17 protein-coding genes and 1 tRNA gene are annotated in these 13,114 nt (G+C 62.8%); 9 read left to right on the top strand and 9 right to left on the bottom strand.

Going from position 1 to position 13,114, the window contains the following annotated elements:
• Positions 1–48: 48 nt before the first annotated feature.
• From K8P63_RS07015 to K8P63_RS06995, 5 genes are read right to left on the bottom strand one after another with little or no spacing between them, the layout of a single operon-like run.
• A complete protein-coding gene (locus tag K8P63_RS07015; protein ID WP_223799099.1) occupies positions 49–1,011 on the bottom strand; it encodes a hypothetical protein in 963 nt (320 codons plus the stop codon).
• On the bottom strand, positions 1,008–1,268 hold the full coding sequence (locus K8P63_RS07010; RefSeq protein WP_223799098.1) for a hypothetical protein: 261 nt from the start codon (positions 1,266–1,268) through the stop codon (positions 1,008–1,010). The genes K8P63_RS07015 and K8P63_RS07010 overlap by 4 nt, the downstream gene beginning before the upstream one ends.
• Positions 1,265–1,600 (bottom strand): hypothetical protein, encoded by a 336-nt coding sequence (locus K8P63_RS07005; protein WP_223799097.1) that lies wholly within the window; start codon positions 1,598–1,600, stop codon positions 1,265–1,267. Before K8P63_RS07005 ends, K8P63_RS07010 begins: the two co-directional genes overlap by 4 nt.
• The gene (locus K8P63_RS07000) at positions 1,584–3,347 is read right to left on the bottom strand and encodes a toprim domain-containing protein (protein ID WP_223799096.1); all 1,764 of its coding nucleotides are present in this window, start codon (positions 3,345–3,347) and stop codon (positions 1,584–1,586) included. Before K8P63_RS07000 ends, K8P63_RS07005 begins: the two co-directional genes overlap by 17 nt.
• Positions 3,344–4,156: a YdaU family protein gene (locus tag K8P63_RS06995; RefSeq protein WP_223799095.1), complete on the bottom strand. Its 813-nt coding sequence runs from the start codon at positions 4,154–4,156 to the stop codon at positions 3,344–3,346. Before K8P63_RS06995 ends, K8P63_RS07000 begins: the two co-directional genes overlap by 4 nt.
• Positions 4,157–4,576: 420 nt before the next feature.
• Here K8P63_RS06995 and K8P63_RS06990 point away from each other — a divergent pair, with 420 nt between their 5' ends.
• The 8 genes from K8P63_RS06990 to K8P63_RS06955 all read left to right on the top strand — a co-directional run bounded on the left by K8P63_RS06990 (position 4,577) and on the right by K8P63_RS06955 (position 9,004).
• On the top strand, positions 4,577–5,200 hold the full coding sequence (locus tag K8P63_RS06990; protein WP_223799094.1) for a S24 family peptidase: 624 nt from the start codon (positions 4,577–4,579) through the stop codon (positions 5,198–5,200).
• A 200-nt stretch (positions 5,201–5,400) separates the two neighbouring features.
• A complete protein-coding gene (locus K8P63_RS06985; protein ID WP_223799093.1) occupies positions 5,401–5,937 on the top strand; it encodes a hypothetical protein in 537 nt (178 codons plus the stop codon).
• Positions 5,937–6,908, top strand: coding sequence for a hypothetical protein (locus K8P63_RS06980; RefSeq protein ID WP_223799092.1), 972 nt, complete (start codon positions 5,937–5,939; stop codon positions 6,906–6,908). The genes K8P63_RS06985 and K8P63_RS06980 overlap by 1 nt, the downstream gene beginning before the upstream one ends.
• Positions 6,901–7,194: a hypothetical protein gene (locus K8P63_RS06975; protein ID WP_223799091.1), complete on the top strand. Its 294-nt coding sequence runs from the start codon at positions 6,901–6,903 to the stop codon at positions 7,192–7,194. Before K8P63_RS06980 ends, K8P63_RS06975 begins: the two co-directional genes overlap by 8 nt.
• A 291-nt stretch (positions 7,195–7,485) precedes the next feature.
• The gene (locus K8P63_RS06970; RefSeq protein ID WP_223799090.1) at positions 7,486–7,866 is read left to right on the top strand and encodes a hypothetical protein; all 381 of its coding nucleotides are present in this window, start codon (positions 7,486–7,488) and stop codon (positions 7,864–7,866) included.
• Between the two features lie 106 nt (positions 7,867–7,972).
• Positions 7,973–8,272, top strand: coding sequence for a hypothetical protein (locus tag K8P63_RS06965; protein ID WP_223799089.1), 300 nt, complete (start codon positions 7,973–7,975; stop codon positions 8,270–8,272).
• A 175-nt stretch (positions 8,273–8,447) separates the two neighbouring features.
• Positions 8,448–8,768 carry a helix-turn-helix transcriptional regulator gene (locus tag K8P63_RS20855; RefSeq protein WP_317629357.1) on the top strand — a complete coding sequence of 107 codons (321 nt, stop codon included), beginning with the start codon at positions 8,448–8,450 and terminating at the stop codon, positions 8,766–8,768.
• The gene (locus K8P63_RS06955; RefSeq protein ID WP_223799936.1) at positions 8,711–9,004 is read left to right on the top strand and encodes a hypothetical protein; all 294 of its coding nucleotides are present in this window, start codon (positions 8,711–8,713) and stop codon (positions 9,002–9,004) included. The genes K8P63_RS20855 and K8P63_RS06955 overlap by 58 nt, the downstream gene beginning before the upstream one ends.
• A gap of 474 nt (positions 9,005–9,478) precedes the next feature.
• On the opposite strand, the gene K8P63_RS06950 is transcribed toward K8P63_RS06955, so the two are convergent.
• The 4 genes from K8P63_RS06950 to K8P63_RS06935 form a co-directional block, all read right to left on the bottom strand.
• Entirely contained in the window at positions 9,479–9,922 is a 444-nt protein-coding gene (locus K8P63_RS06950; RefSeq protein WP_223799087.1) for a hypothetical protein, read from the bottom strand.
• 11 nt (positions 9,923–9,933) lie between these two features.
• Positions 9,934–10,407 carry a Panacea domain-containing protein gene (locus K8P63_RS06945; RefSeq protein WP_223799086.1) on the bottom strand — a complete coding sequence of 158 codons (474 nt, stop codon included), beginning with the start codon at positions 10,405–10,407 and terminating at the stop codon, positions 9,934–9,936.
• A 135-nt stretch (positions 10,408–10,542) separates the two neighbouring features.
• A complete protein-coding gene (locus K8P63_RS06940) occupies positions 10,543–11,925 on the bottom strand; it encodes a tyrosine-type recombinase/integrase (protein WP_223799085.1) in 1,383 nt (460 codons plus the stop codon).
• Between the two features lie 137 nt (positions 11,926–12,062).
• A tRNA-Ser gene (locus K8P63_RS06935) sits at positions 12,063–12,153 on the bottom strand.
• A 73-nt stretch (positions 12,154–12,226) separates the two neighbouring features.
• On the opposite strand from K8P63_RS06935, the gene K8P63_RS06930 reads away from it, so the two are divergent.
• On the top strand, positions 12,227–13,114 hold the full coding sequence (locus K8P63_RS06930; RefSeq protein ID WP_223799764.1) for a peptidylprolyl isomerase: 888 nt from the start codon (positions 12,227–12,229) through the stop codon (positions 13,112–13,114).

Below are 13,114 nucleotides of genomic sequence, written 5' to 3'. Positions count from 1 at the left end.
GCTTGCGGCGGGCTTGATCTGCGCTGGGCGCAATCTCTGATGTGGTCCTTATGCCACTTCCGTTGCCCCGGCGCAACTCTCTTCCTCCGCGACGCAGAGCAGCCAGCCCCAAATCCAGTCGGGCCGGACCATGAGCGGCACGCCGTGCAATTCCGCCAGATCCTCCGGTTCGGCGCCATGCTCGCGGGCAACGTCGCCCAGCGTTGCTTCGGCAACCCAGATGCCGGCTGGCGCCGGCGTGCGCATGATCGCCGCAGCGATGGCCGACGATACAGGGTTGCGGGCGATGCTCATCACGGGGCGCTCGCTGACATTGCCGGTGCCGGCGGTGCCACGATAGCCGCTAACCAGCGCCGTCAGTCCGCGCAGGCTGGACATGAACTCGTCGGCGACGATCTGGCGGTGCCGACCGGATATCGGCACCAGCTTCTCGCGGAACACCTTGCGAGCTGGCGGTATGCCATTCGGCCCCGCAGGCGTTTCATCGACAAGCCATGACTGCTTGCGGCTGCCGAACCGATCCATCGCGATGTTGCTGAACGATCGGTCGAACACCGCGACGGCCCGGAACGTGCCGACGTGCCGGCCGATCGCTGTCTCGCATCGGTCCACGATGAGCCGCGCCGACAGCCCGCGCTCGATCGCGGCCATTGCCCGGCTTTCCGTCCCGTTTCCGCCGCCGCCGCCGGCGCCGACGTCGAGGCAGGACTTGGTCGGCGAACTATCTGCCCGCTCGTAGGCGTTGCGGTAGTAGCGGAGCGCGATCAGATCGGTGGTCGACAGGCCGATCTTCTTGGCCAGGCTTTCGACCAACGGCACCCGACGATAGGCGAAGCCGATTTTGATGCCCTCGTCGCGGATCTGGCCGCGCGAGAAGCTGTAACGCGCCTGCTGCTCGTCCGTGGGTTCCTGCATCGGCTCGTCGGCTGGTGTCTCCACCCGCTCGACGGCCTTGCCGCCGCGCGGCTTCGTCTGCCCCTTGAGAGCGCCCCTAATGCCTTTCGTGTTCAATGCATTCGCTCCCAATCGACATCGAGGTCGATCTCCTCGCCGTTTTCACCATTCAGCGTCAGCACCCCGCCGGCAGCCGACCAGTTCGGCTCGACGACGCCGGCGTCGGCATATTCGCCGCGCGCCTCTGCAGCCGCTTGGTCGCGGCCCTCCTGCTCGGTCATCCCCGAGACGACCGTGGCCGACGCCAGATCAGCGCCCGCGCGCAACTCCCCGAGGAAGACTGCCAAGCGCGTACGGTTTTCGTCCGCGCTCACCAGTAAGGCTCGAAGAGACCGATATCGTTCAGAGCGATCATCAGATCACCGATATCGACGCGCCGAACCCAGCTCTTATGCCGAAGATCGTCGATGAGGCGCAGCAGATCTCGACCGGAGGCAACGGAAGAAAGCGAGAAATCCCATGCGCTATCGCCGGGATCGGTGGATTGGACCGCGTGCGCCGGCATCGCACCGAGGAATGGCCCGGCATGCTCGCCGTATATCCATATCCCCCATCGCCGCCCAATTTGCACTGGGGGCGCGGGGCGCTCGATGCCGAGCCGAGAGTCGGGCAACCCGCCGCCCATAATGCTATCGTCCGTTCCCACTTGCCCCTCCTTCGAGACTGGTCTCACCTAGGTCGGAATATCGTCCGGTGACGCGATCATATCCGAGCGTTGCGCGGCCCCGCTGGCCCACCCACTTCGCGCGCACCTTCCGCACGAACACGTCTGTGGTGCCGTCCCGTTCGCCGCGGTGTATCGTGAGACCGTTGTCGGTCTTGTTGACGAAGTTGGCCGAGCCGCTGATGTCGTAGAGGCTTGGGGGTGAGACCTTGCCTCGATCATCAGGTTTCATTTTCGCTGGGTGGGCGATAAACCAGACGTGGACGCCGTGCAGCTTTGCAAAGCGCGTCACTTCCGCCAGCATCAGCGAGACGTATTCAGTCTCGGTCATGTTCCCCGGGCGCCGGTGTTCAATTTCGTTGTACGGGTCGATGACCAGCCCAAGAATGCCGTAACGCTTCACGAGCTGCCGGGCCATGTCCAGGATCCACTTGATCGTTGGACCGTCCTGCCCCTCGTTGCGGATAAAGCGGAAGTGATCCTCGATCTTTTCTATTGCCGCTTCTAGGTTGAACGAGGTCATTCGTGCCGTTGGACCATCCCAGAACGGCATCCCGATCCACTTTTCGACGAGTTTGCTGATATGCTCTGGTGGCTCGTTCTCGAATGAGCAGATGCCGAACGTCCACCCCTCGCGCTTGGCAAGGTTCACCATGAACTGATCGATGATCTCGGACTTGCCATTGTTCGGGATCCCGGTGACGACGGTGAGCTGACCGGGCGCAACTGTGTAAAGGGGGTCGAGAGAGGGAAAGCCGGTCGATACGCCCCGCGCCCGGCCTTGCCAGAACAGTGACAGCACCTGATCGCGATAGTCGGAAACGTCGTAAAGCCCTTCGATGGGCCATGGCTTCGACTTACGACACCACTCGCCGAGCGCGACCTTGCCGTGCTGGATCAGATACTCGTTGGCATCCTTGATCCCCGCCGGCCATTTAACGACCCAGCACCGATCCTTTCCGTACCGGCGCGCAAGTTCCTCCGCGAGCGCCTCGCCGGGGCCGTCGGCATCCGTGGCGACGACGATGCGCTCGAACGGCTCAATCCACTGGTCGCACGTCGGGATGAACGAGAACTTCTTGGCATGCTGGTCGCCCTGTCCGACCGTTTTAGGCGCGCCGTCGGGCACTGACAGAACGTTGGGTATCCCCGCCTCGATCAGGGATAGGGCGTCCATCTCGCCCTCGACAATGATAAGCTCGGCGCTCACAGCCACGTCCAGCTTGTCGAGCAGCCAATAGACCTTCTCGCCGTCCTTGATCTGCGAAAAACCATCCTTCGGCAATTTGCGAAACTTGGCGTTGCAGAGCGCTGTGTCGCCCGGCTTGCGGTAGGGGAACATCACAGCCGAGCGCGCGGTCGACCAACCCACATCCGCGAAGCGCAGCGCGTCCTCGCTGATCCCGCGATCGGCAAAAAAAGCGATCGCGTGGGCAGGCAGGGATTCCGGGCGGCGGTCGATCCGCACTGGGGGCCGGGCAGGCGGTGCGGCGTGCCAACGCTCATGCGGGTCGCGGTCATATACTCCACCCGACCACTCGCAATTGTGGCACTTCCACACGGCTCCGTCATGGCTGATCGTGAGGGACAGGCATGGGTCGGACTTGTCCCGTCGCGTGTGCGAGCATTTCGGGCAGGTAAGCTTCTGGTTGCCCTCGCCGTGGTTGCGGGGCCGAATGCCTTCGTGCGCGAGCTTCTCGGTCACGCTTTGGCGGTCAAGCGAGGTCATATGCCGAGATACTCGCGGTCGCGGGCCTGCGGCTTTCGCCGTTCGAAATCCGGCGCACGGCGGCACCAGTTGCGCCACGTGCCGAACCAATCGAGCTTCACCCCCGCCTTGCCGGATATCGCCGCGAAATGGTCGACGAACATCGCGAACTGGAGCTCAGCCGCCTGCTGGGTCAGGTTGCCGTCCTTCGGACCGCGGCCGGTTGCCCACGCCAGCCAGTCAGGGGCCATGGCGAAATCGGCATCGATGCGGGTGCCGCGCTTAGCGGCGCCTCCCGTAGGGCTATTATAAGAATGTCCCTGTCCCTGTCCCTGTCCCTGTCCCTGTCCCTTGGAGCTGTTTTCCGCGTGACGTCCGCGTGACCGCTTACCCCCTGTCACGCGTGACATATCCGTGACGCGTTCAGGCCGCCCAAGTGCTTGCCATTGCTCGAAATCTGGGGTCTCGATCTTGCCTTCAGGGTGCCGTTCGTTGTGCTTCCTGATGGCGGCACAGAGCGACCCATGGCGTTTCTTCAGCTTGCGATCCCATGCCTCGCGTGCCGCTTCTGCGACGACGGGGTGGTAGAGTCTGCCGTCGGAGCAGCGCTCCCAGCCGTGCATCGCTAATTCGCGCGCGCTGTCCCATGTGACACGGTCGAAGCCCAGTTCTGCTAGATAGCAAAGCTCATCATCATCGTCCGGCAGCGATGCGGCCGGCACCTGATGCCAGCTTCGATACCAAAGTTTGTGGCCCAGCATCCATGCGAGGGGGTTGCGCGAAGCCTTGGCGTTGAAGGTCGAGCCGAACAGCCGGGTGATGTCGATCATGATGCGCCCGAAATCGCGCAGATCGCAATCTGACGATGTGAGCGGAGGCGAGACTGCGCTGTCCGCGACCGTCAGGTCGTCCCAGCTGCTTTGACCGGACGGCCGGCCGGACCCCGTCACGGGCGTTACCCAGCGTGTTCGGGGAGGGTGGCTTCGCGCGCCCGAATAATGCCTTCGAGCTTATCGTATGTGCCCATCTTCATATCGGCGCCGGATCTGGCCCGTGACACGGTCGACTCCGCCACACCAGCAGCAGCGCAAACCTGCGCCATCGACATGCCGGCTTGGCGAGCCCGGCTGCTCAAGATTTCGATTTTCGACATGCGCACATAGTATGTGCGTCCGCGCTAATGCGCAAGCGCGCACACGTTAACCACCTATTTTGGAGACAGGCATTAGCGTCCGCGCTATTGTGGTGGCATGGATTACAGCAGCCACCGCGATATGATCGGCCGCCTTTCTGAGCGGACGGGCCTCTCACCGACTGCCATCGCGCGGAAAGCTGGGCTGTCGCCATCAACGCTGACCCGCATCGCACACGGGCGAGAAGGTTGGAGCCTGAAAGCTCCAACTATGCAGGCGCTCGCCCTGACGTTTCCCGATTTCTTCGAGCTTGAAAAAGATGAACATCTCTCGGCATACGCTGAGGTGGAGGTATTGCCATCGTATGCAGGAATGGGAGGTGGCGGCTTTGGCGATGGGGAAGTGAAAACCGCGTTAATACCCCGAAATTTGATTGAAGAACGACTTCGCGGAACGGCGGCTGATATGCTTCTGATCGACGTGCGCGGTGACAGTATGACCCCTGACTTCTACCATGGAGACCAGATACTTGTAGATCGCCGCGACGTTAATCCGGCCCAGCCTGGGCCATTCGCGCTCTGGGATGGCGAGACCTACGTTGTCAAACTGATCGAGCGTCTGCCGAGCAAGCGCGGATGGTTCCGCATTTTCTCCGCAAATGAGCGTTACAGCCCATACGAAGTGCGAGAAGCCGACATCCGCATTGTCGGACGGCCGGTATGGTTCGGCCGAGCGATCTAGCCTATTAGCGCCAACGCTAAAATCACCGTTGACAATGTTAGCGCCCGCGCACATTCTATGTGCACGGAGACGCTCTGGTATGCCCGTTTGGCACGGCACGCTGGTCGGTTCCTAAGCAGGAAAAGCCAGCGCTGTTGACCGCCCGCGAATAGGGGTCAGAGGCCAGCCCTTCTCCTGCTCCACTTGCAGGAGAACCGGCTATGGCCGCCATTGCCCACTTGACGCGTCCGCAGCGCGCCATGACGCTGACACACGACGACCTTCCCGAGCTGGATGGCTTAAAGCTCAGGATCTTCAATGAAATTGAACCTGGCTTCGGCGTGGTGCCCATCCTCGGCGATGACGCCGGCTCCCACATGCTTCGGCAGGGCGAGGTGGCGGTCTACGACGAGACTTGGCACGACCGCGTTGGTCGCGGCGAAGCTGCGCTGACACCGGGTCTGTACTGCTTCGAACGGCAGCGGCCGCCAAGTTGCACGCCCAACCGCATGGTGGCCGACCGCTTCCGCGACAACGATCCGGTGCGGATGCGCTGCGAACGGAACGTGGTGATGGTCTTCCCTCACCCGCGCCAGCCCGAGCATTGGGCGTATCGCGACCTGCGATCGCGCCTCTATCGCGGCGTTCGCCTGTCGGCGCGTACCGAAGGGCCGATCTACGAGCACGGCATGTTCGACATGCTGCTCGGCCCGATCGTCGGCATCTACCAGCCGGCGCCCCTGCGGGACGCGCACTGATGGGCGAGCACCGCTGCATCGTCGATCGGCCGCTCGTGGTCGATGGCCTCGTGCCGGCCGAGCCGGCATCGGTCGAGCAGATGGTCGAGTGGCTTGATGTGGCCGCCGCCACCGGCTGGGAGTCTTACCGCCCCGTGTGGTTGCGCCTGCTCGCGGCGACTGGCGGGTCGGTGTCGCTCATGTGGGACGGCATTTGGCCGACCATCGTGGTCAGCCATGGAGTCGATGGCGAAGAGCCCGCCTATCTCGGAAGCCGGATCGAAGTCGCTAACCGGCTTTTCGCGCACCTGCGCACGGCCGGCTTCCGCGGCCAACTGCTCGAGGCGCTGATCGGGGACGGGGATGGCACGCTTTCGGATGCCGAATGTGGGGAGGTTGGGCGGGCGGTCCATACCGTGGTGCACGACTTTCTCGCGATCGAGGGTCGCATGCTTATCGAGCCGGACGGCACTCTCACTCCCGCAGGTGACCTGCCTCCGGCATGGGGCCAAGACGAGGCAAACGATTGCGAGATCGAACGCGCTACGAGGGCGATCCTGACTGCTGTGCGCTGCCCCCGCGCAGCGCGGGCGATCCGTCGCGTGGTCGAGACCTTCGGCGAGCGCCACGCGAACGGTTGGGTCGAGTTGCGCAGCCTTACAGCGCCGATCGAGATGGCCTTCGCCGCATGGCGAGAGGCGCTGGGTGCCATCAACGGTAGCGGGTTTGAGGCCGACGACGCCCCGCATTGGGCGCTGATCGACTTCGCCGAGGATGCCATCACCCGCACGGCCGAATGCTCGCCGCGGGCTGTCGAGGCGCGGGTGTGGCTGATGCTCCACTACAGTTCGATCGACGCCGCCGACCATGGGGCTATCGAAGCCGCCAATATCGGCCTTCTTCCGGCCTCCGCGGACAGGGATTGGACCGCGGAACTAGCGATCGGGGCGCTCCGGGCGCTCGCGGGAATGCGGAGCGCCTCGCATGGCTGAGCGCTGCGACAACTGCCGGTACTGGCTGGCAGGCCGAGGCATGGCCGATCAAGTCAAGGCCAACGGCGACTCTGCCTTCGGCTGGTGCCGGCGCAATCCCCCGAGGATTGTAGAGCACGTCGCGAGCATGTCGATCCGCGGTCCCGCTTTCGGCAATCAGATCGAAAGCAATGATGCGGCCGACGTGTTCGCAGTGTCGGACGCCACCCTTTTCCCGGCAATTTTCGGCACGTCCTGGTGCGGCGAGTGGCGCGGGTCGGGAGAGGAGATGCCTTTCCCATGCTGATCCAGCCGCTCAATTACACCGCGAAGGCCATCGCCGACCTGATGAGCCACTTCCCGGTCTATGCGCTGTGAGCCGCGATGGCACCGCCGCGCCGACGGTCGACGTCGCTTGGGCCACCTATGACATGGCCATGCTCGATCTTCACGACACCTACGCGCAAAGCCCTGTCCCTGACGCCGACACCCGGCGGGCTCGGGCGATGGACGCCGTTCGCGCGTGGGGCACCTTCCGAGATCTTTTCAACGCCGCGCCGGTCGATGAACCGGTGCTACCAATACAAGGAACGACAACATGCTGAAGTCGAGCATATTCAAGGCGGTGGCGGATCTGGTGTCCGGCGCAGACGCGCGGAACGAGGCCGATCATAAAGCCTTCCTCGTTTTCTATCGCGATCTCGTTGAGACCATCCCGACGGAGGTGTGCCAAGCGTTCGGCACACTGGGCGGGGTGCGGGCACGGACAGCCGCGAATGAGGAAAAGCCGTTCGGGCTGCAGCTGTCCGTGGCGGATTATCTCTGGTGGAAGCGCCAGATCGAAGAGGGCACCCGGTTCGTTGCTGGCCCGTCGTCCGTCCAGATGGATATGCTCGATCGCTTAACGCGAAAAGCTGACATCCACCGGCTCACCGCCGACGAACGCAAAGCGCTCATCGCGCTGTTCGACCCCGCCTGACCAATCGAGATCCGGCGCAGCTGACCCGCCCCTCCTCAGCAGTGCCGGCGATCCGAACGGGCCGCCGCGAGGCCTCCCCGTTCGGATCGACCAATAGGAGATTAAAATGGACGACCGAAAGCATCCCGATTCCTATGACCTCGATGAGCAACGCGCGCGTGAGAGCGCGCGGCTTGCGGCATTGCTCGAGGCCGAGGCCGCGCTCTTCAGCCTATCACCTGCGATCGGGACGCCTGACGAATGGCTGCACGCGGCGATGGATGCCGTGCGCGTGCGTGCCCAGGGTGACGGATGGACGGCGGGATCCGCATTGGTGCCGCTCGCCGCGCTTTCAATCATCATCGCGAAGCTCGAAGAGCTGCTGTTCGGCGGCAAGCCTTGGCCTTGGCCGGAGGAGCCCGCATGAGGCGCACCATAGTCGCAGCCGAGCGCCAACCTCGTTCGACCATTATCAGGCTGGATTGCGGGCACGAGCGATCGCTGGGAGGCCATGTCTGGTTCAGCGGTCGCCCCGTGTCGCCCCCGGAAGATCTCCTGCGCTTCCGGGGCGGTTACGACTGCCATGACGGGATGTGCGGCGCATGGAAGGGCGAGGCATGAGCGCCGCCGCCGGCGCGACGGCTCCCCGTCGGCCCGCTAAGCGCGCGGGCGCAGCTGAAACCCTTCCCACGCGGGCAGTACTGCTCGGCGCCGAAGATCGCCTGCTCAAGCTGCCAGAGGTCATCCAGATCGCAAAGATAGGGAAGACGATGATTTATAAGCTGATGCGCGACGGCAGGTTTCCTCGCGCGTGCAAGCCCGTGGGATCGTCATCAAGCCGTTGGAGCGAGCAAGAGGTTTCGGCGTGGGCCATGAAGCAGCTAGCGTCGCGTGCAAACGAAAAGTGTCGGCACGGCTCTTAAATAGGCTTTCGGTGTGGGCCATGCAGGCACATGTGTGTCCCGTACGTGGCGTCGATGTATTTGCAATCTTTGGTGATTTCTTCGTTCCACCCGCCGGCAGTCTCGAACCGACTTACCGTCGGCATTATGTAATTATTCTTACTGGTATTACAGTTGTTTTGATCAACCTGATGGTGATCCGCCCGTTTAAAATCCTCGGTGTCTACGACATCCCATCCAGTGCTCGTCTTCTTTGAAAGATAGCGGCTAAGAACAACGTTTTTAATGTCGATCGTACAGATAAAATTCCAATGAGGCTTAGTCTGGTCGGCTCGCCAAAAAAGCGATACCGAATAGTCTACCTTATAACTAACTGTTCCACTCGGGCTAGCGCCTTGGATCGTAGATGTTTGCACCTCAGCGTTATTGATAGTGCTTTCGTCTGTGGATCGGAGCGTCGGCGCGCCTTGCATCGGTATTTTTGGGTGGTTCTGGGCCTGCAAGCCATGACCAGCAAGGCTCAAGGAGATCAGTCCTCCACGAAGTAGTTGCTTTGCCATTGTGTGCATTGATCATCCCCCCGGATAAATGAGGGGAAGATTAGCTTCGCCAGTTTCGCGAGTCAATGTGTCGATCGGGCGGGATCGCGCCAATTTGGTGGCGACATTTTTCCTCCGTACGCGGTGTATTGCTCGGGGAGAAACGGCTGGGCAACGGGTTGCAGGCCGCCATTACTTTGTGACGGCACGACGTGCCCCAATAAATATGCCGGTTAGGACCATGCCTACCAAACCAAGCACCGTGACCGCCGTGCTCCCCACGAGGAAATCTAGAACACTCTCTTGCAAGTCAAATCCGTGGAAGTGACAGCCATCCATCACAAGCAGATAAAATACACCCACCGAGTAAACGGACATATAATTGAATGCTTTTTTGGCAGAGGGGGCGATTAATTTATCTAATTCGGCGATCGTCGAGCTTCCACGCTTGAGAGCGTCGAATTCGCCCTGAATTCGATCGCGGTCCTGGACCACCTCATTGAAGCGCTCCCTAAGGATGGCAAGGTCGTTAGCGTTATCCGGCGTGCCCTCCGGCTGCGGCAGCGAGACGGGAGCTCGGTCGAGGTCCTGTAAGGACGCTCGCTGAGCGCTGTCGTCGTACTGCTCCCCTGCCACAAGTGGCTCCCTTACGCCTTTGCCTGTCTGCCGGCTCTCGCAAGTGCGAGGTAATGCTCCCTAATTTCTTCGTTACGAAGTTTGGCATTCCGTCCACGCTGATAGTAAGCGTGAGTCCATGGCGTGCCGGGCTGGTGCGTCATTTCTGAAAGTTCGTACGCAGATTTTCCGCCGTATTTCCGCCAAACGTGATCGATGATGGCTCTCTCGTTGCGAGTGAACTCCGCCATCGGAATAGAGTTGTCGTAATCCTTGACCTTACCACCAGAGCCATTGGGAAGATCACGCATCCGATCCCAAATTGACCGAAAAACAGGCCCATTATCCCAGGCCTCCGGCTGATCGTTGACTAGCGGCTCACCGCTGATGGCCAAGTTCCATCCGTGAGCGATGTAGGTCAGCTTTTGCAGCTTCATCTGGGGCAGTGCGTGCCCCGCTATTTCAACAAAGGCGTTCGCTACTGCCGCAGGCGTATAGTCAGGCATCAGGCCCTCCACCGGCGATGCGTGCACGCGGACGCGTGCACGTAGTTATAGAACAATATAAGAACCTAAGGCACGCATAGCAAGCCAGCGACAGATTGCACCAGTTCGCGCTTGTCCGCAAACGTTCTTAGTCGTTCACAGCCTGCCCCGCCCCGTCGCAGCCCACCTAATCGGCTGACCAACGTATGCGTCTGGCGTCCACATGTCCCCAACCAATCGATCACCCCAATCCTGCGCTAGTTCGCGCCGACGAGCCATATGCGCAGCTCGGTTGTAGGCGCTCTCGACCTTGTCCTTTGGCACGTGCGCCAGCATGAGGTCGATGATGGCGCGATCGGCCGGGAACAGCCCGTTCATGATCGTCGAGAAAGCCGCGCGAAAGCCATGCGGCACGTGGCGCTGGTAATAGCCCGCGCGAATGAGCAGCGCGCGCAGAGTGTTTTCGCTGATCGGGTGGTGCACGTGGCGCTCACTCGGGAACATCAACTGGTAGCCGCCGGTGAGAGGGCGCAGCGCGTTGATGACGGCCAACGCATGCGTGGACAGCGGCACGATATGATCGCCGCCTTCCTCGGCTTTACGCTCCTGATCGCCCTTCATGCGGGCGGCGGGGATGCGCCATGCTGGCTGGTTGATCTGAACTCGCTCGCCTTTCACATGGCCAAAGCGAGCCTCCACGTCCTCGAGCTCGTCCCACCGCGCGCCGCGAATTTCGTTCGGCCGCACTGCGGTCAGCGCAAGCAGCCGCAGTGCGAGCTTGGTAGCCGCCCGGCACCGCTCAGCCTCACAATCGATCACCATCTGACGCACCGCGCGCAGCTGGTCGCCATGATCCTCAAGGCGATCGATGATCGAGGCTTGCTTCTTCGAGCGCGGCACTTTCGGCAACGCCTTCACCAGATCCGCGGCTGGATTACTTTTCGCTAGGCCGGCGGGGATGGCATAGACGTAGACATCGCTGATGCGCTGCCGAATGCGGTGGGCCGTCTCGACCGCGCCGCGCGCCGCGATCGCGCTCAACGTCTCCAGCACCTTCGCCGAATCGATGACCGTGATAGGCAGATCGCCGATCGCCGGGAACACGTCGCGCTCAAGGCTACGCATCACGTCCATACCATGTATGGCAGACCACGTCGGAAGACGCAGATCGTGCCAGCGCCTAGCGACGATCTCGAACGTATTCTCAGTTTCCGCCGTCCGCGCCTTCGTCGAGACGCGTCGCTCTACCGCCGGGTCTCGACCATCGCGGAGTTGATATTTGGCCTCGTCGCGCCGCTTGCGAGCGTCGAGCAGCGTCAGCGCCGGATAAGGGCCAAGCTTGAGTGTTTTCTGCGCTGGACGGCCTGCCTCGTTCCGCCCGTAGGTGTAATTCATGCGCCAGTGCTTGCCCCCGGCGGGGGTGACGTGGAGAAAAAGCTGGCCGCTGTCCCCCAGCTTATAGGCCGCTTCGCGAGGTCTCGCTGCCTTGATTTTTGCGTCCGTCAGCACGCTCGTTCCCCCATACCATGGATCGGCCATGCCGATGCCATGGATTTGACCATGCGAGGGGGTGAACGCCTGCGAACAGATGTGAACACCAGCCCCGCCCCGTAGGCGCGGCATAGCATGATCTCAGAGGGAAAGTGAACGTCTGCGGACGTTCACGGAACAAAAGGTGGCGGAGCGGGAGGGATTCGAACCCTCGATGGGCTTTTGACCCATACTCACTTTCCAGGCGAGCGCCTTCGACCACTCGGCCACCGCTCCATCCGCCGGAGAGCGCCCCTATCGTGCGGCCGCCCCTTTCGCAAGGCGCGCCATCGTGGCAGGCTTCGCGCCGATGATCCGCACGCCATTCTCGCTGCTCGCCGCAAGCCTGCTCGCCACCTCCGCGCCGACGGCCGATCCCGTGACGCCGGGCATGATCGTCGAGCGTGCGCCGACGGCTGATTGGGCACCGGTCGCGCCCGAGGATCTGCTGCTGATCGACCTCGCGGGCGGCGGCCAGGTCGCGATCGCGCTCGCGCCCGAATTCGCGCCTGTCCACGTGGCCAACATCCGGACGATCGCGCGCGCCGGCTGGTATGACGGGCTCGCGATCGATCGGGTGCAGGACGATTATGTCACGCAATGGGGCGATGCCGACGGGCACAAGCCGTCGCCGCCGGGCATCGTCGCCCACCCGGCCGCCGAATATGACAGGGCGGCTGCCGGCCTGACGCCGGTGCCGCTCCCCTATCGCGATTCCTATGCGCCCGCGACCGGCTTCGTCGGCGCGTTCCCGGTCGCAGCGGACGGCGATCGAGCGTGGATGACGCATTGCTATGGCATCGTCGGCGTCGGCCGCGACATGGCGCCCGACACCGGCAACGGCCAGGAACTCTATGCCGTGATCGGCCATGCGCCGCGCGCGCTGGATCGCAACGTCGCGCTGGTCGGGCGGGTCGTGGCGGGGATGGAACTGTTGTCGGCGCTGCCGCGCGGCAGCGGGGCGCTCGGCTTCTACGCCGATCCGAAGCAGCGCGTCGCCATCGCTCGCGTGCGGATCGCCGCCGATCTGCCGCCAGCCGAGCGACCGGCCTATCAGTGGCTGCGGCCCGAAAGCGCGAGCTTCGCCGCGTGGGTGAAGCTGCGCGCCAATCGCGACGACGCCTTCTTCCGCCATCCCGCCGGCGCGGTCGATCTGTGCAACGCGCTGCCGCCGGTACGGCCGGCGCCGCGAAGCTAG

The sequence above is a fragment of the Sphingomonas nostoxanthinifaciens genome, assembly GCF_019930585.1.
In the GTDB taxonomy this organism is placed as follows: domain Bacteria; phylum Pseudomonadota; class Alphaproteobacteria; order Sphingomonadales; family Sphingomonadaceae; genus Sphingomonas_I; species Sphingomonas_I nostoxanthinifaciens.
The sequence above is the reverse complement of the archived record's forward strand: the minus strand, read 5'-3'. Positions and strand labels throughout refer to the sequence as shown.

Bases quoted from the DNA above. Each gene is read 5' to 3' on its own strand.
- K8P63_RS07000 (WP_223799096.1), bottom strand. From the start codon at position 3,347: ATGACCTCGCTTGACCGCCAAAGCGTGACCGAGAAGCTCGCGCACGAA.
- K8P63_RS06995 (WP_223799095.1), bottom strand. From the start codon at position 4,156: ATGATCGACATCACCCGGCTGTTCGGCTCGACCTTCAACGCCAAGGCT.
- K8P63_RS06990 (WP_223799094.1), top strand. From the start codon at position 4,577: ATGGATTACAGCAGCCACCGCGATATGATCGGCCGCCTTTCTGAGCGG.
- K8P63_RS06985 (WP_223799093.1), top strand. From the start codon at position 5,401: ATGGCCGCCATTGCCCACTTGACGCGTCCGCAGCGCGCCATGACGCTG.
- K8P63_RS06980 (WP_223799092.1), top strand. From the start codon at position 5,937: ATGGGCGAGCACCGCTGCATCGTCGATCGGCCGCTCGTGGTCGATGGC.
- K8P63_RS06975 (WP_223799091.1), top strand. From the start codon at position 6,901: ATGGCTGAGCGCTGCGACAACTGCCGGTACTGGCTGGCAGGCCGAGGC.
- K8P63_RS06970 (WP_223799090.1), top strand. From the start codon at position 7,486: ATGCTGAAGTCGAGCATATTCAAGGCGGTGGCGGATCTGGTGTCCGGC.
- K8P63_RS06965 (WP_223799089.1), top strand. From the start codon at position 7,973: ATGGACGACCGAAAGCATCCCGATTCCTATGACCTCGATGAGCAACGC.
- K8P63_RS20855 (WP_317629357.1), top strand. From the start codon at position 8,448: ATGGAAGGGCGAGGCATGAGCGCCGCCGCCGGCGCGACGGCTCCCCGT.
- K8P63_RS06945 (WP_223799086.1), bottom strand. From the start codon at position 10,407: ATGCCTGACTATACGCCTGCGGCAGTAGCGAACGCCTTTGTTGAAATA.
- K8P63_RS06940 (WP_223799085.1), bottom strand. From the start codon at position 11,925: ATGGCCGATCCATGGTATGGGGGAACGAGCGTGCTGACGGACGCAAAA.
- K8P63_RS06930 (WP_223799764.1), top strand. From the start codon at position 12,227: ATGATCCGCACGCCATTCTCGCTGCTCGCCGCAAGCCTGCTCGCCACC.